The sequence below is a fragment of the Herbaspirillum huttiense genome (assembly GCF_047300815.1).
In the GTDB taxonomy this organism is placed as follows: domain Bacteria; phylum Pseudomonadota; class Gammaproteobacteria; order Burkholderiales; family Burkholderiaceae_D; genus Herbaspirillum; species Herbaspirillum huttiense_A.
Genome location: NZ_CP178609.1, coordinates 296,052 through 319,392, shown reverse-complemented (window position 1 = coordinate 319,392; position 23,341 = coordinate 296,052). Strand labels below are relative to the sequence as shown.

The window sequence follows — 23,341 nt, the reverse complement described above, 5'->3', positions numbered from 1 at the left end:
CCCTCCATTACACCTTCCAGAGCGACGGCAAGATGATCGACCTGGACGCGCTCGTGGCGGGGCTGGAGTTGGGATGACGGAAATTTCGGCGGTTCCGGCTTACAACCCCAGAATGGAGAATCAAATCTGCAAGGCTTGCCACCGGACCGCTTAACGAAGTTTCTGAGCGATGTACGAGATAAAGATCTTTGTAAACATCTTCTTCAATCGGAATTGCATGTAACCATCCGCTTGCCTGTTCATGCTTGACCGCGCTTTCCATCACAAGCGAGATTCCTAGCCCTGCGTGGACCGCGTGTTTGACCGCCTCGGTGCTACCTAACTGCATACCCACTGTGAACTCTGCCGAGTCGGCACCGGCATATTGTTGTAGTAGGCGCCCAGTTCCGGTAGCCGCTTCGCCTCCAAGCAAGATCTGGGATTTTAACCACTTAAGTGGAATGGTCGACTCGGCAGCCCAAGGATGGCCGGGGCGAACAATGACAACCATCCTCTCGCGCCGCCATACTGTTGAGACGAACCCAGGACGTGAGTCCCACCACTCCATTACCGCTACATCCACTTCAAGCGTTTCCAGCAAAGCGGCAATCTCGATATTTTTGCCGATCCTCACATCGATCTTGTTTGCTAATTTATCTTGGAGCGCCTTGATATAGGGTTGTAAAAGATAAATGCCGATATTGGAGCTTGCACCAACGACCAGGCTTTTATTGTGGAGGGCTGCCGTAGCCTTATGGCTAGTACGGAGCAATTGTTCCGCATAGGGGAAAAAAATCTTTCCCTCCAATGTCAGGCTTTGCGGCATTGTTGCGCGGTCAATCAGCCGGGCCTGCAAAGACTGCTCCAGCCGCTTGATATGCTGCGTTACTGTTGGCTGGGACAATCCAGTTTGCTTCGCCGCTTCGCGAAAGCCCCCGCATTTGACGACGGCAATGAACGTCGCCACACGCTCCAGATCTATCACGCCGCCTTTACTCCCGGATACGGCTGATTAATCGCGCCCATCGGTTTTTCACCAGCGAGTGCCTGGATGATGTTCATCGCTGCCTGCCGCTCGATTTCAAGCCGAACTTCCTTGACCGCCGATCCCAAATGCGGCGTAAAAAACGTTTGTGCCGTATTGTCGAGCAGCGCCTTGGGGATAGCCTGCGGGCGATCAGCGCGTATCCATTCTTCCATCTCGAAGACATCGGCTGCATATCCAGCTAGTTTTCCAGACGCCAGTGCTGCTATCACCGCATTCTCATCCACGACCGAGCCGCGACATGCATTGATCAGGTAGCTACCGGTTTTCATCTTGGCCAACGCGGTGGCATCGATCAGATGCAGTGTCTCTGCGGCCATCGGAACCATCGGCACGACATAATCACATTTTTCGAGCAGTTCATCGAGCGTGACGCGCTGTACGTGCCAAGCCTTTTCTTGTTCGGCATTGAGCGGAATCGGATCGCAATACAAGAGATTCATTTCAAAGCCAGCCAAGCGCTGGGCGATTGCACGGCCGACCGCCCCCATACCAATGATGCCAAGCGTTTTTCCTGTCAAACCAGAGCCATATAGTGTCGGCCGCCAGCCTTGGAAGTGTCCGCTACGGATTTGCCTATCGCCTTCCAGCATATGCCTTGTCAAACCGAGAAGAAGGCCGATAGTCAGTTCAGCGGTCGGGATCGTAAGCAAATCCGGCACAATCGTAAGCCATACACCGTGGCGTGTGCAGGCGTTGACATCGAAGTTATCATAGCCTTTAAGCGCGGCGCCGATGACACGCAGCTTTGGACATTCCTCGAGAAACGCGCTGTCGATGCTGTCCGGCATGAAAGCCATGAGTGCATCCGCATCTTTGGCTCGCGCAATTACCTCAGAACGCGGCAAGGTTTCCCGTGTGGTGTTGGGGATAACATCGGCGCTAGCGGACAACAATTCGATGATTTCCGGGTGCACCCAGTGGGTGAGGACGACTTTGGGCTTCATAAAAACCTTTGTAAGCTTTGGGAGTTATTTGAACTTGCGACGCAGGAAGGAGCTGAAGGCGTCGACGAGGGTAACCATGCCTAAAATAACCAGCAAAATAGCCGAGACATCCTGGTATTGCATGATGCGCAGAGAGCCCATCAGCTCGAACCCGATTCCACCGGCGCCGACCATGCCCATCACGGTCGAAGCACGGAAGTTGTATTCCCATCGATAGATCGCGGTATCGGCCATTTGCGGAAGCACTTGGGGAAAGATCCCATGAAAAATCACCTGCAATGGCGTGCAGCCCGCTGCATGCGCGGCTTCTACCGGTGCCGGATCGGCATGTTCGATCGATTCCGAAAAAAATTTGGCGATCATGCCAACCGAATGTAAGCCTAGGGCTAAAACACCCGGCAATGCGCCGAAGCCAACGGCTGCCACGAACAGGATGCCCATGATCAGTTCGGGTATCGATCGCAAAGCGTTTAACAGGCCGCGTGTGGCTTGATACACGAGTGGATGAGGGCTAGTATTCCGCGCGGCGAGCACTCCTAAGGGAATGGATAGCAATACCGCGATTGCCGTACCGGCGATACTCATGGCCAAGGTATCCAGTACCGGTTTGACCCAGGTGCCAGCCTGCGAGAAGTTCGGTGGGAACATCTCGCCGGCAATTTTTACCAGGCTTGGCATGCCATCCTTCAATCGCTCGGCATCAAATAGGCCGACGTAATACCAGCAACCGATCACAATCGCCAGCACAACGGCAAACTGCAGTATCGTGCGGTTCCATACGCGCTGGCGCTCGGCCAGAATCAAACCAAAATCAGCTTGCATGCTGTCGCTCACTTAGAACTTCGACAGATCGAGCTTGAGCAGTGTGCCAAGGCTGCGCACCACGTCATAGTCTTTGTCGCTGATCGGGCCGAAACCATCGGCTTTGAAAGGTTTCAGGACTTCCGGATCTTTGAGATTCAAGAAGGCTGCACGGATCTTTTCCTTCAGTTCCGGCTTCAGATTGCTGCGCATGGTCCACGGGTATTGCGGATATGGCTTCGATTCGGCAAGAACTTTTACTTTGTTGGGATCGACCAGTCCGCGCTGAACCAGGGATTCAAAAATCGGCTTACTCAAGCCGCCAGCCTGCGCGTGACCGTTTTGCACGGCCATGGCCACCGCGTCATGCGAACCGGCAAAGTGTTCGCGATAGTTTTCGCCGGCTTTCAAACCGTTTTCCGCCAATATCGACTTCGGAATCAAATGGCTGGAGGTGGATGCCTTATCACCGTAAGCGACATTCTTGTTGACGATATCACTGATTTTGGCGATGCCGGCGCCAGTATTGGCGATCAATACGGACTGGTAGGTAGTGCTACCCTTTTGCTTCATCGCTGCGAATGGCTCGATGTCGCTCTTTTGCTTAGCCAGCACATACGACAAGGGGCCAAAATATGCCATGTCGATACGGCCGTGACGCATGGCTTCGATCATTGACGAGTAATCAGTGGTAACCACCAGCTCAATTTTCTTTCCCAGCTCTTTTTCCAGATAGATTTCGAGCGGCTTGTTGTTTTTAATTACGGTCGATGCGTTTTCGTCCGGCAGCAGCGCAACTTTGAGCGTTTCTGGATCGGGATTGGATGATGCATGGCCAATGCTGCAGACGGCGGCAAGCAAGACAGACAATAATGCGGATGCGAGTTTTTTCATAATCAATCCTTTACGGTAGCAAGTTGCATGGGAAATGAAGTATCGATAAGCCGTTCCTCTCGAGCGTCTTGTGGAACGCTCAAAGAAGAACGGGGTACTTGTTCATACAGCGTGTCGTAACTGGCTTGATCCAAAGTCTGCGGGGCGGCATCAAAAATGACTCGGCCATGGGACAGGCCAATAATACGGTCGGCATAACGTTGAGCGAGGTCTACCTGATGCAGGCTGACGACCGCCGAAATCCCGTCCTCTTTACAAATGCGGTGCAGCAGACTTAGCACTCGCTCTGCAGTAGCAGGATCGAGGCTGGCTACCGGTTCATCAGCCAACACCAGTTTAGGTTGCTGAGCCAGAGCCCGGGCAATACCGATGCGTTGCTGCTGGCCGCCGCTCAATGCGTCGACACGGCTTAAGGCTTTGTGCAATAAGCCGACTCGGTCCAGACTTTGCAGGCATATGGATTGATCCTTCGCCGGGAGGGGGAATAGACTGCGTAATGCCGTGTGGTAGCCCATTCGGCCCATCGAAACGTTTTGCAAAGCCGTCAGTCGGCCAATCAATTGATGCTGTTGAAACACCATGCCAGTCTGTCGGCGATGCATGCGCAATGCACGCGAGTTCGCCAAATTTCCTAAGCCGGCGACAATGGTGGTGCCGCGCTGCGACGCATGCAGCGAATTAATACAGCGAAGTAGCGTGGATTTTCCAGCGCCGGAAGATCCGAGCAATACGGTGAACTGTCCCTGATGGAGTTTGAGAGTGGTGGGATACAGTGCAATCGCATCACCATAACTGACTGAGACATTCTGTAGTTCGATCATGACACCTCCGGTAGATTTGAAATCGTAATCAAAAATGATGACCTGATTACGAATCTGAATTGCAGCGATGGTAATGTCGTGATATGACACCCTGATGACTCGTTGATGTCATTTTTGAGACATGGTCGCGGGTGCCTGTGAGGGAAATAAGTTGTGCTATCTATGCCAAATATAGACGCCTGCTATCGGTCGATAGCCGCCGATCCAAGCGCGCAGCACGAGGGGCAGCTCTCAGCCTCAAACTGCCGCTCGGGTTCTCACATCAGTTGGTCGCTCTTGGCCGGCAGCAGCCCGTCGTTGCCTGATGGATCCAACCCCTCCGCTGCTATAGTGCAGTCGGCTTCTGACGTTCAGTGCAGCCGTCTTCTGAAAACGACAGCGCGGCCGACAAGCGGCAGCTTGCTCAAGCACAGCGACAATCCACAATCCCTTTCCAATATTCAAAGTCCAGCTATACTGAATTTTCGTGATTTATTGGACAAGTCGCCATGCTGATCGGCTACGCCCGTGTATCGACCGACGACCAGAACTTGGACTTGCAGCGCGATGCGTTGCAGGCGGTCGGTTGCGAGCGTGTCTTCGAGGACATGGTGAGCGGAGCCAGAGCGGACCGCACCGGGCTGGTTACCTTAATGAGCATGCTACGCGCCGGCGACACCGTAGTCATCTGGCGGTTGGATCGGCTGGGCCGGTCGCTCAAGAACCTGATCGAGCTGGTCGAGCGGCTCGAATCAGCCAAGGTCGGGCTGCGCAGCCTGCAAGAAAACATCGACACCACGTCGAGCGGCGGCAAGCTGGTCTTTCACCTGTTCGGCGCACTGGCCGAGTTCGAGCGCAACCTGATCCGCGAACGGACGCAGGCCGGACTGGTCGCGGCGCGCGCGCGCGGCCGCATGGGCGGTCGGCCGAGGCGCCTTGATCCTGTCAAGCTCGCGCTCGCCGTGAAATTGCACCGGGAGCGCAACCACACTGTTGAGGAAATCTGCAAGATGATGGGGATTTCCAAATCCACGCTCTACAACTACCTAGACAAGGCTGAGAGCGATGGCTGCCGGGTGGCGTAAGCAGATCCCGGCCGAATCGCTGCTGCAATTGCGGCAGCGGCTCGACCGTCTGCCTCACAAAAGTCCGGAGCGTGCCGCCCAAGTGCGCGCCATGTCCGAGCTGTACGGCATGTCCACCACGTCGGTGTATCGCGCCCTGAAGGACTTTCTGAAGCCGCGCGTAGTCCACCGCACCGATCACGGCAAGCCGCGCGTCCTGCCGAAATCGGAACTGGAGCGCTACTGCGAGCTGGTCGCTGCCCTCAAGCTACGCACGACCAACAAGCAGGGCCGCCACCTGTCCACGAAGCGCTCCATCGAGCTGCTGGAGGAATATGGCGTCGAGACGGTACAGGGACTTGTGCGCGCACCGCAAGGGGTGCTGACGCGCAGCACGGTCAACCAGTACCTCACACTTTGGCACCTCGACCAGCCGCGCCTGCGCCGGCAGCCGCCAGCCGTGCGCTTCCAGGCCGAGCACAGCAACGACTGCTGGCAGTTCGACATGTCGCCGTCCGACCTCAAACGGATCGACAAGCCGGACTGGATCGAACCGGGAAAGGGCGAGCCGACGCTGATGCTGTACAGCGTCGTGGACGATCGTAGCGGTGTGGCCTATCAGGAGTACCGCTGCGTCTATGGCGAAGATGCCGAATCGGCGCTGCGCTTCCTGTTCAACGCGATGGCAGCGAAGGCGGACCCCGAATATCCGTTCCAGGGGCGGCCGTTGATGATCTACCTGGACAACGGCCCTGTCGCCAAGAGTCGCGTATTCCAGAATGTGATGCACGCGCTTGGTATCGAGTGGATGACACACATCCCGGCCGGCAAAGACGGCGAGCGGGTTACAGCGCGCTCCAAGGGAAAGGTCGAGCGGCCGTTTCGCACAGTGAAGGAAGCCCACGAGACGCTGTACCACTTCCACAAGCCGGAGACCGAGCAACAGGCCAACGAATGGCTGTTGCGCTATCTGATGCGTTACATTCGCCAGGATCATCGCTCCGAGCAGCATTCGCGCATCGAGGACTGGCTTGCCAATTTCCCGAGCGGCGGCATCCGGCAGATGTGCGCCTGGGAGCAGTACTGTCGCTTTGCCCGCGAGCCGGAGCGGCGCCGCGTTGGCGTGGGCGCGCGCGTGTCGGTGGAGGGTACCAGCTACGAAGTCGAGCTGGACATGGCCGGTGAATATGTGTTGCTGCTGTGGGGGCTGTTCGACAACGAACTGTACGTGGAGTACGAAAGCGTGCGCACCGGCCCGTACTACCCGGTCGCCGGGCCGATTCCATTGAACCGCTATCGCGCCTTCAAGCGCGGCGCGGCCGACGCGCGCGCCGACCGTATACGCACCCTGGCCGACCAGCTCAAGCTGCCCATCGAGGCGCTGGCCGGCAAGGACCTGCACTTGGCCCCGCTGAATCTACCAGGCGAATTACCAATCCAGCCCTTCGACGCCGAGGCGCACGAATTCCATTTTGCAAACGTCATCGCCGCCAAGCTGGCGATAGCGGGCGAGCTGGCCAAGCCGCTGGCCAAGCTGTCGCCAGCAGATCGCGCCGTCATCGACCAGGTACTGAGCGAGACGCTGACGCGCAGCGTGGTGCTTGCGCGCATACGAGATTATTTCCGAAACAAGAAGACTGGAGAGGACCATGCGAGTTGAAGTGATGCAGTACTACGGGCTGACGCAACCACTGAGCCAGGCCGGCTACTACGAAACTGACCACCACAAGCAGCTGATCAAGGACATCAAAGGGGCCACCCTTGAGGGGCGGCTGATCGCCTTGTGCGGTGTTGTCGGCAGCGGCAAAACAGTCACGTTGCGCCGCCTTCAGCAGATTTTGAAAGACGAGAACCGCGTTGCCGTCGCTAAGTCGCTGTCCGTGGAAAAGCACAGCATCAAGTTGGCCACCTTGATCTCCACGCTCTTCTACGACCTTACGCAGGACAAACAGGTGCAAATTCCCAAGCAGAGCGAAAAGCGCGAGCGCGAATTGCAGGAAATCGTCAAAAAGGGGAAGCGGCCGGTGGCACTGTTCGTCGACGAGGCGCACGACTTGAACGGACACACCCTCATCGGCCTCAAACGTCTGATGGAAGTGGTCGAGGACGCAGGCGGCCGGTTGTCGGTGATCCTGGCCGGCCATCCGAAGCTGCGCAACGACCTGCGCCGCCCGACCATGGAAGAAATCGGCTACCGGACCGATATCTTCACGCTCGATGGCGTCGCCGGCAGCCAGCGCGAGTACATCCTGTGGCTGCTTGGCACCAGCGCGGCTCCGAACACTGATCCAGAATCGATCCTGAACAGCGAGGCAATCGATATCCTGTCCACCAAGCTGCGCACGCCGCTGCAAGTCCAACTGCACCTGACCTTGTCGCTGGAAGCGGGCTACCAGACCGGCGAGAAGCCTGTCACGGCCGCGCTGGTGGAAACTGTGCTGTCGCGCCAGCTTGACGATCTGGAGCCGACCCTGACCCGCCACGGGTACAGACTGAAGGATATGGTCGAACAGTTCGACGCCAAGCCAGCGGAAATCCGCGCGCTGTTCAACAACAAACTGGAACCGGCGCGCACAGCGGAGCTGCGCGACCGGATGCTTGCCGCTGGCCTGCCCATCTAATTCTGCTCATGAAATTCAAACAATTTACAGTCGCATCCTGCTTTTCGTCCTTCATGCTGCCGCACGTCCTCTTCGTTGAAGAACAGGAGGCGCGAAAGAAGGCTGCCATGAGCTGCTGTCTTGCCTGGAATATCAGTCTGTTTCCTGAAGCTGAGCAGGAGGACCACATCGAGCGAATTTGGAAAATGGTCGAGGCCGACAATCGGGACGCACCACCTCCGGGATTGGAACAGGGATTCAAGCAGGACCTGCGCATGCTGGTGGCACAGAAACAGGAGCTGTTTCCGTGGACGCATACGAACATCCCGACGGCAGACTTGATCGGAGCGGGCGTCCACGATGTATTGAGGATCGCCACCGGCACCGGCACGACCGAGGAAATCGAAATCCTTGCCTGGCCGAATCCAACCGGATTGCCGCTCATCATCGAGCATCTGCGGCGCATCCAGAGCGACACGGCCGCCCAGGTTGGCCTACAGGAGCAGGCCCGCAGTACCCCCGGAGCATTTACCGACATCGAGGCAACCCAAATGACGATCGCGTATTGCGTCCAGCGGGCCGATCTGGTCGGCTACCAGCGCATCCTGACGGTTTGGCGCGACACCCAGCCGGCATCGAGCGTCAAGCGGGTCATAGGTCATTGGCTGGGCGTGCTGGCTGAAATCGAGGCCGATACCAAGGCCGTGTTGAACATCCTGGTCAGTTGCAGATAATTCTGGTTCGCGGCGATGGAATGCTGGTTGGCGCGGATAAATGCAGGTTCATTTACAGCTAATGCTGGTTTGAAGGGGGCATCAGCTGCAGTTATTCCTGGCCGAGAATCGGCTGGAATGCTGGTCGGGCCTGTTTCAAATGCAGGTCGCTACACCTAGCGTCCCAATTTGCAAGTTTTAATGCTCCAATATCCTCTCGCATAACCTCGTTGCCACTCGCTTCAAGCCACCGTTCCAACGGGACTGCCAACTGCTTGGCTGCTTCTTGAAGATTGTCGTAGTTCATTAATTTCCCCCTCACGAGGCTTGATTGTGCGACATTGCCCAATACCGCGCATTTATCAACTGTCATCCGGCGAGCATACAAGCTGCCTATGCTGCGATGCGTTCAATTTTTGGGCGCTTGACCTTGCCGGCCTGGTATAAGTCGAATTGCAGCTGCATTCCTGCCCACAATTCAGGGCTGGTACCGAAGGCAGAACCAAGGCGGTACGCCATGTCAGGCGAAATACCGGCCGCGCCCGTAACGACACGTTGAAGCGTGACCCGGCCAACGCCAAGACGAGTGGCGGCCTCAGTCACGGTGACATCCCCCAGATATTCTCTCAACACCTCTCCGGGGTGAGGCGGGTTATGCATGCGAGTCATATAAAAACCTCCGTAAAATTCAGTGATAGTCGAGATAATCCACAAGGATCGCGTCCGCACCCTCAAAAGCGAAAATCAATCGCCAGTTTCCATTGACCGTAATTGCCCAATGTCCCTTTAGATCACCTTTCAAAGGATGCAGTCCCCACGATGGGGCTGATAAATCTTCCGGCTGTACAGCTTGATCCAGTGCTGCCAGTTGAAGCCGCAATTTGGCCGCGTGTGCGGCCTGGATTCCAGCTTTGCTACCCGTTTCAAAGAAGCGGTGCAGCCCTTTGTGTCGAAAGCTTTTAATCATGAGGTGGATTGTATCGTGTATCGCTACACAATGCAACGAATAGGCGAGGATTATTAGTTTTTTCTTATCTTGCGGTAATGCCACGCAGTTTCATGCAAGCGGCACACATCCACATTTTTCTACCATTGCGGTTCAGGTAGGAGCCCACCTGCGCGTCTCCATATCCTTGATGATACCCACAGAATAACTTGCCGGTAACCAGTGCCACATTGGATGTCAGTCGCGATTTGTCATTTGCGCTTGTCGTTTCAGATGAATTCATAGTGGTAGATGGCTCAGTGATGCATGCTGGTCAACAGATGCAAAACGGATTTTGCATTCGAATCAATTTCTTCCAAGACACCCAGCCAGTGGCCAATAACACGTTTAACACTCGGTCCAGGTTGTGCATCCCGCCATACGGATAGTATCCGGCGGTATCCAATCATATCGGCTCGCTGCACGCAATAAGAAGTGGCCAACTGGGTCTTCTCAACATCGCTGAGGGCCGTAGAAATGCCCGTAGCTCGTTGCAACAATATAATTTGTTCGGCTGTATTTTCTTGAACATCCCGTAGATGATCGATAATCAAAGGAAGCCCCAACGGATCCGGATGGGTAATGACCTTGATCTCTTCCTCGTCGCTATTTCCGGTCTTTACTTGCAAGATGTCGTACTTATCGCAGGCCACCAGGCGTACCGATGGAATATTGATCTTGGTCCAAGGAAATAAATCATTCTTTTGTACCACGAGCATGCGAAGCTCATCTTTAAACTCACGCTCTAGCCCTGGAAAAGCCTGTTCTGGTGTGTCGGCATCTCCGATCTCCCAGACGCGGCTAATGTGATTTTCACGCTCCTCCGGGTCGGGGAACAAGCTGATATTCCAGGCGAGACAGCACACCATCGCCGTTTTGTTTCTCGTTTCCAAATCATTAATAAAAAGGAGATGAGGAAGTACAAAGGTGGAAAAACAAGATGCTACCGAAAACTGTTTTATTTTCATATCCATACACTCGTTTCTAAACGACTTCCCAGGGCCGATGTCGTTATCTGGGAGTTCTTGCACATCGAGGCCGGCGCTGCCCTAACCAATGAGACATGTCCGTCGCATGTTCCTTTGCGGTAGAAAACAGCATTATTATGACCGTTTCCGGATAGCATCCACAGTAGCTGCTGTGCTATTAGGCAGAATGCGTTGCGCATAATCCGCCAGCGGGAATTCGAACGTGCCTCGCAGGTTGATGCCTTCCAGATTGGTAGGCGCAATGCGACGCAGGTCTTCCGGGGGCAGGCTTTCCCCACCGACGGCCTCTATTCGCTCGACCGCGTGTTGCATGTGCTGGGTATTCCACGCCATCAGGGCGTTCGTTAAGAGCGACAGGCTCGATGACACGGCGGCCAGCGATTCCGGCCGCTTGGCCAGTTCGGTCGGTATCTTGCCAGTATGGACGGCGCGCTGCACAGCATGGACAGCCTCACCACGGTTCAAGGCGTGCCGTAGTTCGCGTCGGAACACAGGGTTGGTGAAATAGTCGATCAGGAAAATTGACCGCAGCAGTCGCCCCAGCTGCACGCCACCATCGTAGACATCCTGGCCGCGAGCGGCGGAACCGAAGCGTTGTAAGGCCTGCACAGCCGTGCAACGACCGCTTTGGATGGACGCAACCACGCGCACGAATTCGTCGTAAATCGCCTCAATCGCGTCGAGGTCCACATCGCCGGCGACCACGGGGAGGACTTCGCCCGGTACCTCGTGGCCGACCGGCACATGCAGATAGCGGTCACGCATATGTTGCAGGACCGGACACAAGTCAAACTTCAAGCCCTTGGCCACGGCAATGCCGAAATCGGTATAGCCGTGGGTGTCGACAGCGAGCTGAGCGACGTCGTCGGTTCCTGCCTGCCGTACCACGCCTTCGATGGCGGCGCCGACCTGGCGCTCTTTGAGCAGAATCGGCATGTCGTAAAAGATGCCCCAGTGGTCCCGCACATGGGTGTAAATACCGATTGAGGCGGTGCGGCGGCGCGGATCGGCGCGCGCCTGCCAGACGGTGCGCGTCGTCTCCAGGCTCATCATGTCGCTCGATGCCAAATCTCCGCGTCCCCAGTGTGCAGCAATCGGATGGCGGTGCATGTAGACCAGTATGGCATCCGCCGCTTCGCGTAACTTGCGCTCGTCGGCGACCAGCTTCATCATCTGACGGATCGCCGATCCCTTCAGTTCTGGGATCATGCGGGAAATGTCAGCGGCCGATAGCGACGTGCCGTGCGCCAGAACGGCAGCGTAGACCAGCAGCAGTTCGCTGCGCGAGCGTGGTTCACGACCGAGTAACAGCCAGGAAAACCGCACCTCGCTGTCGATGTCGAGGATAATTTTCGGCAGCTGCCCTACGGGCCGCTCTTCGAAAATCGCCCGGCGCAAGGCGTCCAGATGAGGCGCCTTGTCCTCGGCCTTGAGCACCTCGTTACGGATACTGCCGTCTTCGATCCGGACCTCCCCGCGCAGGTAGGCATCGCGTAGACGTTCGAGCCCCTGGTCGAGGTGATCAACGACCTTGGCCAGAAACACCTTCGGGTCCTGCGACAGTTCCAGATGGCCATAATAATGATGGCGTTTGGCTTTCCATTCGGCCTCGGAAATGAGTAGCGTCGCCCTACTGCGGAAGGAAAAGCTATGGTCGACATACACAGAACCGTTGCGTAATGCCATACGTAGCGCGGAGATCGTGGCCCACTCGAATGCGCGTAACGCCTCAATACGGTCTTGCCCATAGATGATATCTTGCCACACGCGGCCGAGCTTGAGGTTGATGCTCGGCGGCAGTTCGTTGCCGCCATTCAGACCATACAGATCGCGTAGCACGTTAATCGCGTCAATGACGGGATGCTGCGTTTCCGATTCGAACGGCAGCTTGACGAGTTTGTGCAGCATGGCGCGTGCTTGGGCGCTCTTGGTCATCAACTGCAGGCGAATCAAGCTGCGCCGGCTCGGCGCATGCTGGGTGAGCATCTGGTCGGCCAGATCGGCAATCTGAGTGAGTGCCTCGTCCGCCGGCAGAGTCTTGTCCTGTGCCAGCGCCTTGATCGCTTCAGCAAAGCTGCAGAGTTGCTTTTTGAGGTCGGGGCGGCCGCTGTCGACCTGCCGGCCAGCCTCGCTGGTCACATCGATCGCCCAGCGCCGGAACATAGCCAACAACTGGTCTGTGGCAGCGCACAATGCATAGCGCATGAAACAAGCGGCTTCCAGCCGACGCGACTGGGACTGGACGCGCTTGCTGACCGACGGTGGGCGGTTCGCGCAGCGGCGCGCGTAATGCCGCACCAGAGTCTCGTTCACGTCCGCAGGCCAAGTTGTGGTTACCTTCAGCACATAGAGCCGGTCGATCTTGTCGAACAATTCAGCCATCTGGACTGTCGAGTGCTTCAGCGGCACTGCCCAGAGCCATTGTTGCAGACTCCCGTATTCGCCCTCTGGCGCGGGGAGATGCCGGCTCCATTCATTTATAGTGGCGTTACCTACCGACTGCAGCAATGTCGTCTCCAGGAACTCCTCATGGCTGCGAATCGCATCGGCGATCACACGTTTAAGCAAACGGTCGTGCGCAATCAGGATGCGATGCTCGTACAGCCAGCATTTGACCTGCATCAGCAACGTTGAAGTGTCCGGCCGTCCGACTAACGTTTCCTTGAGCCAGCGCACCAAATAGCGGCGCTGGTGCTCGGTCATGACCCCAAAGCCGAGAGTCTGATAAGCGAGCTGTTGGTGGTCGATCAATGTGCGCGGGCGGGTGTCGTACAGAGAGCGAAGGGTGCCAATTTCCGGAGGCGCGATCCCTAGTTGGTCACCAAGATGCGTCCAAAGGGCCTTCGGGATCTGCTTATAGGCATCGAGCGTGCGGCCAGTCATACGAACGAAGCCGAGGTGTAGGGCCAGCGCCAGTCGGTATAGATCACGGCGCCGTTGGTTGATCAGCCCGCGCTCTTTGACGGAAAATGTGAAGAACGTGTTGAGTTCAAACTCGTTGAGTTCAGCCGGGATGTGGCGCAAGCCGAGGTAGGGAGCATGCCAGTGGTCCATTTTGATTCTTCGGGGAAAGAAAAATGACTTCCATCATACTCGGCGAAAATGGCAAACAGCAAGTGGCTGATTTAAAAGGAAATATTGCGATGAGTACCGCTGGAACCCGCATGAATGCTAGGAGTGGCTACCGTCGTAGAGTGCAGGGGAATCAAAGGAACCCCTAATCCGGCACCGGTGATGGTGATCCAGATGCAGGTCGAGAGCGGTCGCTGGCTGTATCTGGCGGCGCTGATGCCCAATCCTTATTTCCTCGACAGCGGCAATCCGTTGTGGCTCGACCGGCTGGTATTGCAGGGTTTGTCGCTGGCCGCGATTCTGCTGCTGAGTATTCTGGTAGTGCGCTGGACGACGCGTCCGCTGGCAGCGTTGGCCGACGCGGCGGAGGCGTTCGGCAAGGGCGAGACGGTGCCTGAGTTGCCCGGCACCGGCAGCCGCGAATACGTGATGACGGCACGCGCTTTCTCCGGCATGCGCGCGCGGATCCAGCGTTATCTGGATGATCGCGAGCGTCTGTTCGTTTCGATCTCGCACGACTTGCGCACGCCGATCACGCGCCTGAAGTTGCGCACCGAACTGATGGACGACGATGCCATGCGCACCGAATTCCATGACGATCTCGATGAGCTCGACATGATGGTCAAGGGCGCGCTGCAATCGGTGAAGGACAGCGACATCCATGAGAACCGCACCGAAGTACGACTCGATGCGCTGGTGCTGCGCATGATTCGCGACGCCAAGATGGCCGGACACGAGATCGCGTTCGCACCGAGCGGGATCAATGTGATGGCCAAACCGCTGGCGCTCAAGCGTGCTATCGGCAATCTGTTCGACAACGCCTTGTACTACGGCCAGACGGTCGAGATCGCTATTCGTCCCTCGCATGGCGCGGGCGGGGACCTCGTCGAGATCGAGATTCGCGATCACGGTCCCGGTGTGCCGGAGGATACGCTGGGTGCCCTGTTCCAGCCTTACGTGCGACTTGAGCACGGGCGCACGCAGAATAGCGGCGGCATGGGACTGGGCCTGGGGATTTCGCGCAACATCGTGCAAGCGCATGGCGGCGAACTGTTGCTGCGCAATCATCCGGAAGGCGGATTGATTGCAACGATTATTCTGCCGGCGCGGTGAGGATGAGGAACGCCCCCTCGGCAGCGACTTAAGTTATCCACAGCAAAATTAAAATGGCTTGCACCACTGCTACGGTGCAAGCCATTTTTTTGTTGGCGGGTGAGACAGGCGCGTCAGCTTGTGTGGTCGTCAGCGGAAGGTGAGGTCAGGGTTGCGTTCTCCACGCGTTCCGGTCGTGACCACATCCACAATGCGCCCGCCGCCATGCCCAGGCCGGCGATCACGATGATCCAGCGGTGTTTGACGGTCAGCAGCATGATCACCAGGCACACACTCATCATCAGCGAGGCGCTGATCTTCGCGCGACGCGCCACTACGCGACCGTTGCGCCAGTTGTAGATCATCTTGCCGAACACCGGATGGTTTTCCAGCCAGTGCTGCAGGCGGGGCGAACCGCGACTTGCGGCCCAGGCAGACAGCAGGATGAACTCCGTCGTGGGAATACCAGGGATGAAGATCGCTACGATGCCGATGCCCAGGCTGGCATAAGCCAGCGCCAGCCACAGCCAGCGCGTGCGGCGTGGAGCCAGTTTCGACAGGTCAGGGGTGGTCATGCCAGTGCGAAGTAACGCCTGAGCAGCTCGCCGAAGCGGGAATAGGCTGCCTCGGCCCCGGCCAGCACTGCGTCATGCTCGCTCTGCGGCAGCGACGGCCGGTCGAGGAAACTGACAAAGCGCTTCCATACCGTGGCGCGTCCCTCGGGATACGCCGCCAGATTGCGCGCGCCGAAGGTTTCCGACAGGCCCAGCTTTTCCTTGACCTCCTTGAGCAGGAAGGCCGCGCCCAGCGTCGAGCCTTCCGACACGTACAGCCAGCCCAATGCCGCCGGCATGGTTACGCCGGTGGTGGCGATGGCTTCTTCGCCAGGGGCGGACTGCAGGTCGGCCAGGTCAGCCAGTGCAGCAGCTTCTCGGCCGCGCACGTGGAGGTCGGGAACGGCATCCTGGATGGCGGCATCAGCGAACAAGTGTTCGACGTCGCGTTGGAAATGGTATTGGGCCGCGACGAAGCGCGCGTAATTGGTGCGGTTGGCAAACGGCTGGCCGCGCCCCATGAGGGCGTGCATCAGTTCGTGCTGTTCTGCGGTCTCGCTTTTCAGGCGCGCGGATAGCAAGGGCGGAGGAGCAAAGACAGTATGCATGGTGTGACTTCGTTGGCGGCGTCAGTAAGTGGTGCGGAAGTACATAAAGACCGGGAGGCACGGCGTGCGTTTCGGCGTCGTATCGACCTGCGGTGTTTCATCGGTGCACGATGCAGCATAAGCCTGATCGGCAAGACGTGCAGGCGCGAGAGATAAATGGCAGGCAGGGAATAAGCAAAGGCTGGCGGACATCTCCGTTACCACAGGAAGGCGGCAAAACGGCAATGCGGGGCTGACGGCGCACGGCATTTTACCCGAGCAGCGCATGCCAGGTGTGTCAGCTTGCCTGCTCAGGAGGGGACACATGCACCACAACGGACAGTGTTGTAAATCTGCTCATCGCTTTTTTGGTGCATCTTGATTGCATTGACTGGCGCGGTTCTTGGCGGAATTGTTGCTGAAATGCATTCGCATTTCCTGACAATCTACTGACAAGTATTTCCTGCCGTGTAACAGATTCGTAAAAATTGGGACGTATAGTCCGCTGCATAACGAAGAGCCAAGACTCTTCCCTGGCTTGCGCGTAACAGCATGCGCAGCCATTCCAACGGACCAAAGAGTCCTGTGACACAAGCGGCGCCGAGACGATTGCACTGCCGCACAAAATTCGCCACTCATGTTTGGCCGTGATGAATGCGAGATCGCTCGCAGGGGATGCTTTTGCCTTTCGTCACGACCGGATGCGATAGGGCCCAAAGAATGGGTCCGGGGTCAACTCGACCTTAAATTTTCAAACTTTCAGGGGTATTCATCGGATTATGTTTTTTTCGATATAAGCCAAAACTTCAGAATCCCTAGTGCAAGCGGTTTTTAATTAAAGATAGTAAAACGATGCTAGCTGGAATTCGATGAATGAAAATTGTGTTTATGGCAAGTCGAAATAGCGTAGATCTCAAGAATTAACTCCTGAATGGACGACGTTACGACACACGTAACGCTACGCCAGAAATATCCAGCATGAGAGCTCTCTGCGTGGGCGGAAAAGCTCTGTTGCTTGATTGTGGTGATCTGCGGGCGGTCTTTGATTGCACGCGGTCACGATTTCTAACTATTGGGAGTTATATGAATAAGAAAGTTATCGCACTGGCCCTCCTCGGACTGGGTGCATCGGTCGCACATGCTCAAAGCAGCGTCACCATCTACGGTATTGTAGATACCAGCCTGTCGTACAGCTCGAACGTTAAGAATGCTGCCGGCACTAGCAACGGTTCGCGCTTTGGCGTCGAATCTGGCAGCCTGTCGAGCTCGCGCATCGGCTTTAAGGGTGTCGAGGATCTGGGCGGTGGTCTCAAGGCTCTCTTCGTCTTGGAAAACGGCTTCAATGCTGACACCGGCGGTATGGGCGACTCGACTCGTTTGTTCGACCGCAAGTCTGTCGTTGGTCTCCAAGGTTCCTTTGGTACCGTGACCGTCGGCCGTCAAGCTGATTACCTGGACGATATTGGTTCCAAATACACCTCTGCTCAATCCTTCGGCCAGAACGGCCAAAAAGGTGCCCACGCAGACAACTTGGACCGTACCTCCACCGGTCGTAATGACAACTCGGTTCGTTTTGACACAGCTAACCTCGGTGGTTTCACCGGTAGCCTGTACTACGCTTTCGGCGAGCAAGCCGGTCAGATGTCGGCAGGTCAGGCTTACGGTATTGGTGGTAACTACAGCAACGGTTCCTTCGGTATCGGAGCTGGCTACTTCCAGTCGAAGCTGACCAACACTACGAACGGCTTCCAGCCTGGTAGCTCCGATGTGAAGACCTTCACCATCGGCACCAGCTACCAGTTCGGCCCGGCGAAGCTGTACGGTGCATGGTCGCAAGGTAAGCGCCAAGCGCTGGGCAACACCGCTGCTGCACTGCCTTCGGTCAGCGCTGCTCGTAAGGCTAACATCTTCGATATCGGTGTCGACTATGCTCTGAATCAAAACCTGCACCTGCTGGGCAGCGTGATTTACAACCGCATGGACTTTAATCGTGCAGCCGGCAGCACCCTGTCGAATTCGGGCAAGGTCACCCAGTTCAACCTGGGCGTGGACTATTTCCTGTCCAAGCGCACCGACGTCTATGCACTGTGGAGCAACCTGCGTGCTTCGAACGTGACCAATCCTGGCGTGCTGAATGGCGCCGGCAACATCGCGCCGATGGACGATTCGACGCAAAACGTGATTCGCGTGGGTCTCCGTCACAAGTTCTAAATGTGACGTATAGATGGTCTTGAGAGGAGCAGTACTTGATACGGTGTTGCCTAAACGGGGCAACACCGTTTTTTTTAGAAGAAGGTCACAAGGCTGCGTAGAAGCCAGTGCAGAGCAGAATTTCTATGTCGCGACAAAGTATTGCGACTGCCTATTTCGGCCTCTTTTGAAATAATTCCGAAATGATTCGTTCGGCGTCCAATTCCGCCATTCTTGCGAGGGCAGTTCTCCTACGTCTCAGCATAATGATCAGCACTGGGACAAGAAAAATTCCTATTGCGGAAAAGATATGTAGCGACCAGTGAAAGAGAAAGTCGTACGTCATAGGTGTCCTTAGGGTGCTCGAACTCTTGGTGTGGTAGGACCAAATCATAGAAGAGTGGCAGCTCTTGGTCTATCAGGCCTTTCCTAGGGTAATCATTCTCCTCTGTGATCGCATAAACTGTATCTATGAAGCATTTGGGCCAAGATTGCTTAATGGCGAAGAATAAATAAAAAGCAAAATATTGCCTTATAAAAAAATGTCAAAAAACACTTTCCTCATGAGATAAAAATAATATTCTCACCCCTTGAAAGCTCATCATTAAGCCACCAGCTATTCTTTACATGTAGCAGTACGCCAATGAAGACCCAACAATAAGGGGAAAATTGATGGAAGATGCTGGTAGGAAACGATTCCAAATATTGGCTCTCTCCGGAGGAGGTTATCGAGGGCTTTTTACGGCCAAAGTATTAGCCGATTTGGAGCAAGAAATTGGCGGCCCTATTGCAGCCAAGTTCGATTTAATTGCCGGCACCTCTATAGGGGGCATCCTTGCGCTAGCAGTAGCGATGGAAGTCCCTGCTGAGCAAATGGTAAGTCTCTTCGAGAAGCATGGAGAAAAAATCTTCAAGCGGCGTCTTAATTTGCTTGGCATGTTACGGGCACCATATTCGCCGCGCTATCTGCAGGAGTTACTAGAGCAGGACGATCTATTTGGGGCATTGACCTTGGGCGATTGCAAGCATCCCGTCATTATCCCTGCGATTAATTATTCTTCCGGCCTCCCTCAGATCTTCAAGACAGCGCACCACAAAGATTTCAAACGCGATCACACGTTCAGGTTGGTCGATATTGCGTTGGCGACTAGCGCGGCGCCAGGATATTTCCCTCGTCATTGCTTCAACAATAACCAGTATGTTGACGGCGGGTTATATGCTAACGCCCCCGGCATGCTAGCCGTCCATGAGGCTGAAACCTTTATGGGACAGGCTGTAGAAGACATACATCTATTTTCCGTAGGAACCATGTCTGCGAAGTTCACAGCAGATCCTCGCCGGAATCGCAGCGGTGGTACCTATGATTGGGGCGGTCTTCATCCCGCGAATATGCCGAAGCGTTTATTTGGGCTGTCAATTTCAGTCCTGGAGTCGTTAAGCGATTTCATGCTTAAGCATCGGTTAAAGGATCGGTACGTGTCCGTCGACGACGTGTTGACCGACGAGCGTGTAAGGGCGGTCGCTTTAGACAAGGCAAATGCGCCAGCCCGCGAAGTATTGCTAGGTGCCGCATCTGAGCGATCAAAGTTCTGTCTTGGTAAATCCGAATACCAAGGATTTCTGAAGCATTCACCCGAGGGATCGAAGTTCTACTACGGCCCTAACGCTCGAAAGGACTGACCATCATGCTGAAGTTGAACAAGCTGTTTCATCTAACCGCTCCCAACGCCGACGTCTTCGAGAACCGTATTCTTCCAGGGACCGAGCGTCGCCAGTTTTTGGCGAGGTGTCGAAACAAAATTCGCGATCATCTGCGTCCAGCGATCCGTAACGCGACAAAGACCATCCTGGGAATGGATAAGATGGTTGAACCGCGTTTTCGGACCCAAGGATCGTGGTCATACGACACTTGTGTGACGCCCGCCCATATGCCACCTCAAGAAATGGACTGGGATTACGGCGTTTACCTGCCAGTCACCGTATGGGAAGAAAATGGACCGCCAAGTGCCATGGCGATGGCATATTTCAAACTTGTTGAATCTCTCTTACAGGATCTCTGCAAGCGGGAAGGATGGACGATGCATGATGGGAAATCCACGTGCATTCGCCTGCAAGTCTCCCCGTGGGCGCACATAGATATTCCTCTTTACGCTGCGCCAGAAGACGAATTTCCAACAATCAAAGATCGTATATCCGTCGAAGCCCATAGAACTCTTGACAGTGCCAAAGGTGAAGCCTCCTTTGCAGAAGATGCGGCCGAGCCACAAGAGTGGGAGGAACTGGATTGCATCGTGATGGCTACCCGCGATGGCATGTGGCGTCCCTCAGATCCTGAGGACGTGGCAAAATGGTTTGATGACCGCATCAAACAGCACTCAGACCAACTGCGTAGAGTGTGTCGATATCTGAAGGCGTGGCGCGACTTTCAATGGACGAGCGGTGGGCCAACCTCCGTATCAATTATGGTAGCGGCCGGCCAGTCTTTTGAGCACATTCAGGGGCGCGATGACTTGGCAGTGATGCGTACAGCAAGGCATCTTGGTCACGTGTTTCTCGGTGAAATTCGAGAAAAAGGAATTGATAACGAAGATGAGGATTTTAATCGTCTTGATCACAAAGGGCGCATCGAAGCCGCGGGGGCTTTCTCGCGCTTAGCCACGGCAATTGCTGCCGCCGGCGCGCTTGGCGGACATCAGAAAGATCTCGCCATCAGCAAACTGCAAACGGAATTTGGCATTCGCATGCCTGACAATCCTCTGTTAATCGACTCAGATGATGGCGCGGACCAGATTCGTAGAACACCGGCCATAACAGTTGCGCCACCTGTCGTTCCCTCAACGAAAGCAGGTTGAGCCGCATAGTGAACTCCCTCGGACAGGTTTTCCGAACGTTGGCTGAGCGCGGATTCAGCCCGTTAGCTACAAAAAAGAAAAGGGGAGCCCGTTCGTTCGAGGGGGCTCTCCGATGTGCTCAGGGGGACGTACGTGTACGCCTAGACGTTACAGACTGGAATTTCTTAAGCTATCCCGACATTCGGGTTCTAGATAAACCTTCTTTTCTGCCGTCGTTAATGCCGCACATTAATGCTGCAGGCAGTTTATGTTATTTTTCGCCCGGCGCGATAACGCTTGATAGATACGATCCAGCAATTTCGCTTTTGCAATGCCTTGACCAGGCCAAAGATGTACTCAACAAAATTGCACTGGATCCCGCCTATCGTCACGATGATATTCAGGCAGAGTTTCCTGCGCTGTGGGCTTTTGGGCAGAACAAACTTCCTTGGAATGTACTGGTTGGAGACCTAGGAGAAAAATCCGTAACGGCAAGTCTCTATATCATCGAAGTACATGATCGCAAGTATGCCTTGATTTCAGCAGACCCAGCCGAGGCAGCATCCTTGCAGAATGCGATGGGCGCTACGTTGACGTCATCAACGTATAGGTGCTGGGTCTTTGAAACTGCCGTTTTTCCTTCCGTCCCTGATCGAATGCCATGTACTGTAAAAGAGGTATTCGTCTGGCTAAAAAACTGGGACAAAAAGCTCTACGATCAGCTTCAAGCTGCTCTTCTCGATAAGGGGTATTTGAAAAAGCAGGAGTATGTGACTTTCGGCATTAAATCGCCCGTGGGCTGGATAGGTTTTGGCTTTTATCTGGATCACATGGTCAGACTTGGCTATCAAGAAAAGCCGGAGCGATATCGCCAATATCTGCATAACAGAGGCGGTACCAAAGAGCTGTTTAGGATGGTAATCGAACCTGTCGGTGTTTCTTTCACACACAGCCGCAATTTAAGCTTTCCAGATCTCAGAGATAAAGCCGTAACCGTGATTGGGTGTGGAGCGATTGGCTCCCATGTGGCTAACGCACTTGTACGACTAGGAGCTGGAACCGGTAAAAAGGGAAAGCTGAAACTGATCGACCCGGGTATTTTAGGGGCCGAAAATCTTGGGCGACATACACTAGGTTATCCGTCGCTTTTTAACGCAAAAGCCGACGCCTTAAAGGATGATCTAAAGCGCCAATTTTCCTACGCCAACATAGTTTCAGTGAGCAAAAGTGCATTTGAAGATGATGAGCTACTTACCGGCGATCTACTCATTGATGCTACGGGTGAGGAAAGCGTAAGTGAGCTTTTGAATGGTATGAGATTAGACCGAGAAAATGCCCCGCCATGCCTTCACATTTGGATTCGCGGCAATGGTGATGCTGTTCAAGGACTATGGGTAGATGGGGCCAAATACGGTTGCTATCGATGCCTAATTGTTCCAGATAGCTTGCGTCATAGGCGGGAACGATTCCGGTTGCTAAAGAAGGACCCCGATAGGCGTACAGACGGGTGCCGCGCGTTTACACCCTATGCTGTTTCCGCCTCCATGTACGCGGGCGCTTTAGCTGCAGAGATGGTCAGTGCATGGTTGGAAGGTAATCCTACTCCACGATTCCGAACTCAGGCCATCAAACCGCAATCGCTCTATGTGGTTGCGAATCAAGACATCGATAGAATTAAAGGTTGTCCAGCGTGCAATCCGATCTAGTTTGGCATCGCGGTGGTGCTTCGACCGGCCGCATCTTAGTTGATGCAGACGCGCTTACCACGCTCCAAAAATACCGCCAGGACTCTGCCGATAAACCAGAAGCTGGTGGAATTCTGATCGGTTATCGCCGAGATGAACATCTGCATATTACCTATGCGACTGAACCATCTGAAGAAGATATCAGATCGCGCTACAGCTTCGAAAGAGTCGCGAAGACGCACCAGAGCACGGCGACAGAACAATGGAACCGGAGCGGCGGGAAAACCGATTATCTTGGCGAGTGGCACAGTCATCCGGAAGTATATCCATCACCTTCGAGAATAGACCGTTCGGAATGGCGTTTGATTTGCCAGAGACGAGCACTGCCAATGGTTTTTATCATAATTGGAATGTCAGGGAATTTTTGGCTTGGTTGCTCAATAGCGAAGCAAGTCGAACGGTGTAGCAGCGTGGATACTGGCTGACTAATGACGCAATGTCGTGCTTGCTAAC

At 55.2% G+C, this 23,341-nt stretch carries 20 protein-coding genes and 2 pseudogenes; 10 read left to right on the top strand and 12 right to left on the bottom strand.

The genetic code is table 11. The features are described from left to right. Nucleotides 1–175 precede the first annotated feature (175 nt). From ACLRDN_RS26860 to phnC, 5 genes and pseudogenes are all read right to left on the bottom strand, one after another. Nucleotides 176–946, bottom strand: a pseudogene (locus ACLRDN_RS26860) (LysR family transcriptional regulator); the annotation flags it as partial. Between the two features lie 14 nt (nt 947–960). Continuing rightward, nucleotides 961–1,971, bottom strand: coding sequence for a phosphonate dehydrogenase (locus ACLRDN_RS26855; protein WP_009238667.1), 1,011 nt, complete (start codon nt 1,969–1,971; stop codon nt 961–963). A 24-nt stretch (nt 1,972–1,995) separates the two neighbouring features. Continuing rightward, nucleotides 1,996–2,793, bottom strand: a complete 798-nt coding sequence (gene phnE, locus ACLRDN_RS26850) for a phosphonate ABC transporter, permease protein PhnE (RefSeq protein ID WP_009238668.1) — start codon at nt 2,791–2,793, stop codon at nt 1,996–1,998. Nucleotides 2,794–2,805: 12 nt separating this feature from the next. Then, nucleotides 2,806–3,666 carry a phosphate/phosphite/phosphonate ABC transporter substrate-binding protein gene (phnD, locus tag ACLRDN_RS26845; RefSeq protein ID WP_088757440.1) on the bottom strand — a complete coding sequence of 287 codons (861 nt, stop codon included), beginning with the start codon at nt 3,664–3,666 and terminating at the stop codon, nt 2,806–2,808. A 2-nt stretch (nt 3,667–3,668) separates the two neighbouring features. Then, complete coding sequence (gene phnC, locus ACLRDN_RS26840; RefSeq protein WP_020200553.1) at nt 3,669–4,487, bottom strand: phosphonate ABC transporter ATP-binding protein; 819 nt, start codon at nt 4,485–4,487, stop codon at nt 3,669–3,671. A gap of 488 nt (nt 4,488–4,975) precedes the next feature. Between phnC and ACLRDN_RS26835 the strand changes: the two genes are divergently transcribed. From ACLRDN_RS26835 to ACLRDN_RS26820, 4 genes are read left to right on the top strand one after another with little or no spacing between them, the layout of a single operon-like run. Continuing rightward, the gene (locus ACLRDN_RS26835) at nt 4,976–5,551 is read left to right on the top strand and encodes a recombinase family protein (RefSeq protein WP_134222393.1); all 576 of its coding nucleotides are present in this window, start codon (nt 4,976–4,978) and stop codon (nt 5,549–5,551) included. Between the two features lie 4 nt (nt 5,552–5,555). Then, the gene (locus ACLRDN_RS26830; RefSeq protein WP_413460841.1) at nt 5,556–7,190 is read left to right on the top strand and encodes an IS481 family transposase; all 1,635 of its coding nucleotides are present in this window, start codon (nt 5,556–5,558) and stop codon (nt 7,188–7,190) included. Beyond that, complete coding sequence (locus ACLRDN_RS26825; RefSeq protein ID WP_413460493.1) at nt 7,180–8,151, top strand: ExeA family protein; 972 nt, start codon at nt 7,180–7,182, stop codon at nt 8,149–8,151. Before ACLRDN_RS26830 ends, ACLRDN_RS26825 begins: the two co-directional genes overlap by 11 nt. 8 nt (nt 8,152–8,159) lie before the next feature. Next, on the top strand, nt 8,160–8,864 hold the full coding sequence (locus ACLRDN_RS26820) for a hypothetical protein (protein ID WP_134222395.1): 705 nt from the start codon (nt 8,160–8,162) through the stop codon (nt 8,862–8,864). A gap of 91 nt (nt 8,865–8,955) precedes the next feature. Here ACLRDN_RS26820 and ACLRDN_RS26815 read toward each other — a convergent pair whose 3' ends face one another. The 5 genes from ACLRDN_RS26815 to ACLRDN_RS26795 form a co-directional block, all read right to left on the bottom strand. After that, complete coding sequence (locus tag ACLRDN_RS26815) at nt 8,956–9,150, bottom strand: hypothetical protein (protein WP_134222396.1); 195 nt, start codon at nt 9,148–9,150, stop codon at nt 8,956–8,958. Between the two features lie 86 nt (nt 9,151–9,236). Then, nucleotides 9,237–9,512, bottom strand: coding sequence for a HigA family addiction module antitoxin (locus tag ACLRDN_RS26810; RefSeq protein WP_034302315.1), 276 nt, complete (start codon nt 9,510–9,512; stop codon nt 9,237–9,239). 19 nt (nt 9,513–9,531) lie between these two features. Next, complete coding sequence (locus tag ACLRDN_RS26805; protein WP_034302356.1) at nt 9,532–9,810, bottom strand: type II toxin-antitoxin system RelE/ParE family toxin; 279 nt, start codon at nt 9,808–9,810, stop codon at nt 9,532–9,534. A 275-nt stretch (nt 9,811–10,085) separates the two neighbouring features. Continuing rightward, a complete protein-coding gene (locus ACLRDN_RS26800; protein WP_240733899.1) occupies nt 10,086–10,802 on the bottom strand; it encodes a hypothetical protein in 717 nt (238 codons plus the stop codon). A gap of 129 nt (nt 10,803–10,931) precedes the next feature. Beyond that, on the bottom strand, nt 10,932–13,871 hold the full coding sequence (locus ACLRDN_RS26795) for a Tn3 family transposase (RefSeq protein WP_034302318.1): 2,940 nt from the start codon (nt 13,869–13,871) through the stop codon (nt 10,932–10,934). 162 nt (nt 13,872–14,033) lie between these two features. On the opposite strand from ACLRDN_RS26795, the pseudogene ACLRDN_RS26790 reads away from it, so the two are divergent. Further along, nucleotides 14,034–15,002 (top strand): annotated as a pseudogene (locus tag ACLRDN_RS26790) (ATP-binding protein); the annotation flags it as partial. 113 nt (nt 15,003–15,115) lie between these two features. Here the strand turns inward: ACLRDN_RS26790 and ACLRDN_RS26785 are convergent. Together ACLRDN_RS26785 and ACLRDN_RS26780 are read right to left on the bottom strand one after the other, a co-directional pair. Then, the gene (locus ACLRDN_RS26785) at nt 15,116–15,556 is read right to left on the bottom strand and encodes a YbaN family protein (protein WP_284078236.1); all 441 of its coding nucleotides are present in this window, start codon (nt 15,554–15,556) and stop codon (nt 15,116–15,118) included. After that, complete coding sequence (locus tag ACLRDN_RS26780; protein ID WP_284078235.1) at nt 15,553–16,143, bottom strand: biliverdin-producing heme oxygenase; 591 nt, start codon at nt 16,141–16,143, stop codon at nt 15,553–15,555. The genes ACLRDN_RS26785 and ACLRDN_RS26780 overlap by 4 nt, the downstream gene beginning before the upstream one ends. Nucleotides 16,144–17,205: 1,062 nt before the next feature. Between ACLRDN_RS26780 and ACLRDN_RS26775 the strand changes: the two genes are divergently transcribed. From ACLRDN_RS26775 to ACLRDN_RS26755, 5 genes are all read left to right on the top strand, one after another. After that, nucleotides 17,206–18,333, top strand: a complete 1,128-nt coding sequence (locus ACLRDN_RS26775; protein WP_284078233.1) for a porin — start codon at nt 17,206–17,208, stop codon at nt 18,331–18,333. 651 nt (nt 18,334–18,984) lie between these two features. After that, nucleotides 18,985–19,992: a CBASS cGAMP-activated phospholipase gene (locus ACLRDN_RS26770; RefSeq protein WP_284078231.1), complete on the top strand. Its 1,008-nt coding sequence runs from the start codon at nt 18,985–18,987 to the stop codon at nt 19,990–19,992. A gap of 5 nt (nt 19,993–19,997) precedes the next feature. Next, nucleotides 19,998–21,164, top strand: coding sequence for a CBASS cGAMP synthase (locus ACLRDN_RS26765; protein WP_284078229.1), 1,167 nt, complete (start codon nt 19,998–20,000; stop codon nt 21,162–21,164). 8 nt (nt 21,165–21,172) lie between these two features. Next, nucleotides 21,173–22,849: a ThiF family adenylyltransferase gene (locus ACLRDN_RS26760; RefSeq protein ID WP_284078227.1), complete on the top strand. Its 1,677-nt coding sequence runs from the start codon at nt 21,173–21,175 to the stop codon at nt 22,847–22,849. Beyond that, complete coding sequence (locus tag ACLRDN_RS26755; RefSeq protein WP_284078225.1) at nt 22,834–23,313, top strand: Mov34/MPN/PAD-1 family protein; 480 nt, start codon at nt 22,834–22,836, stop codon at nt 23,311–23,313. Before ACLRDN_RS26760 ends, ACLRDN_RS26755 begins: the two co-directional genes overlap by 16 nt. Nucleotides 23,314–23,341 lie beyond the last annotated feature (28 nt).

Bases quoted from the DNA above. Each gene is read 5' to 3' on its own strand.
- ACLRDN_RS26800 (WP_240733899.1), bottom strand. From the start codon at position 10,802: ATGGATATGAAAATAAAACAGTTTTCGGTAGCATCTTGTTTTTCCACC.
- phnC (WP_020200553.1), bottom strand. From the start codon at position 4,487: ATGATCGAACTACAGAATGTCTCAGTCAGTTATGGTGATGCGATTGCA.
- ACLRDN_RS26825 (WP_413460493.1), top strand. From the start codon at position 7,180: ATGCGAGTTGAAGTGATGCAGTACTACGGGCTGACGCAACCACTGAGC.
- ACLRDN_RS26785 (WP_284078236.1), bottom strand. From the start codon at position 15,556: ATGACCACCCCTGACCTGTCGAAACTGGCTCCACGCCGCACGCGCTGG.
- ACLRDN_RS26765 (WP_284078229.1), top strand. From the start codon at position 19,998: ATGCTGAAGTTGAACAAGCTGTTTCATCTAACCGCTCCCAACGCCGAC.
- ACLRDN_RS26855 (WP_009238667.1), bottom strand. From the start codon at position 1,971: ATGAAGCCCAAAGTCGTCCTCACCCACTGGGTGCACCCGGAAATCATC.
- ACLRDN_RS26835 (WP_134222393.1), top strand. From the start codon at position 4,976: ATGCTGATCGGCTACGCCCGTGTATCGACCGACGACCAGAACTTGGAC.
- phnE (WP_009238668.1), bottom strand. From the start codon at position 2,793: ATGCAAGCTGATTTTGGTTTGATTCTGGCCGAGCGCCAGCGCGTATGG.
- ACLRDN_RS26815 (WP_134222396.1), bottom strand. From the start codon at position 9,150: ATGAACTACGACAATCTTCAAGAAGCAGCCAAGCAGTTGGCAGTCCCG.
- ACLRDN_RS26805 (WP_034302356.1), bottom strand. From the start codon at position 9,810: ATGATTAAAAGCTTTCGACACAAAGGGCTGCACCGCTTCTTTGAAACG.
- ACLRDN_RS26775 (WP_284078233.1), top strand. From the start codon at position 17,206: ATGAATAAGAAAGTTATCGCACTGGCCCTCCTCGGACTGGGTGCATCG.
- ACLRDN_RS26810 (WP_034302315.1), bottom strand. From the start codon at position 9,512: ATGACTCGCATGCATAACCCGCCTCACCCCGGAGAGGTGTTGAGAGAA.
- ACLRDN_RS26795 (WP_034302318.1), bottom strand. From the start codon at position 13,871: ATGGACCACTGGCATGCTCCCTACCTCGGCTTGCGCCACATCCCGGCT.
- ACLRDN_RS26820 (WP_134222395.1), top strand. From the start codon at position 8,160: ATGAAATTCAAACAATTTACAGTCGCATCCTGCTTTTCGTCCTTCATG.
- phnD (WP_088757440.1), bottom strand. From the start codon at position 3,666: ATGAAAAAACTCGCATCCGCATTATTGTCTGTCTTGCTTGCCGCCGTC.
- ACLRDN_RS26770 (WP_284078231.1), top strand. From the start codon at position 18,985: ATGGAAGATGCTGGTAGGAAACGATTCCAAATATTGGCTCTCTCCGGA.
- ACLRDN_RS26780 (WP_284078235.1), bottom strand. From the start codon at position 16,143: ATGCATACTGTCTTTGCTCCTCCGCCCTTGCTATCCGCGCGCCTGAAA.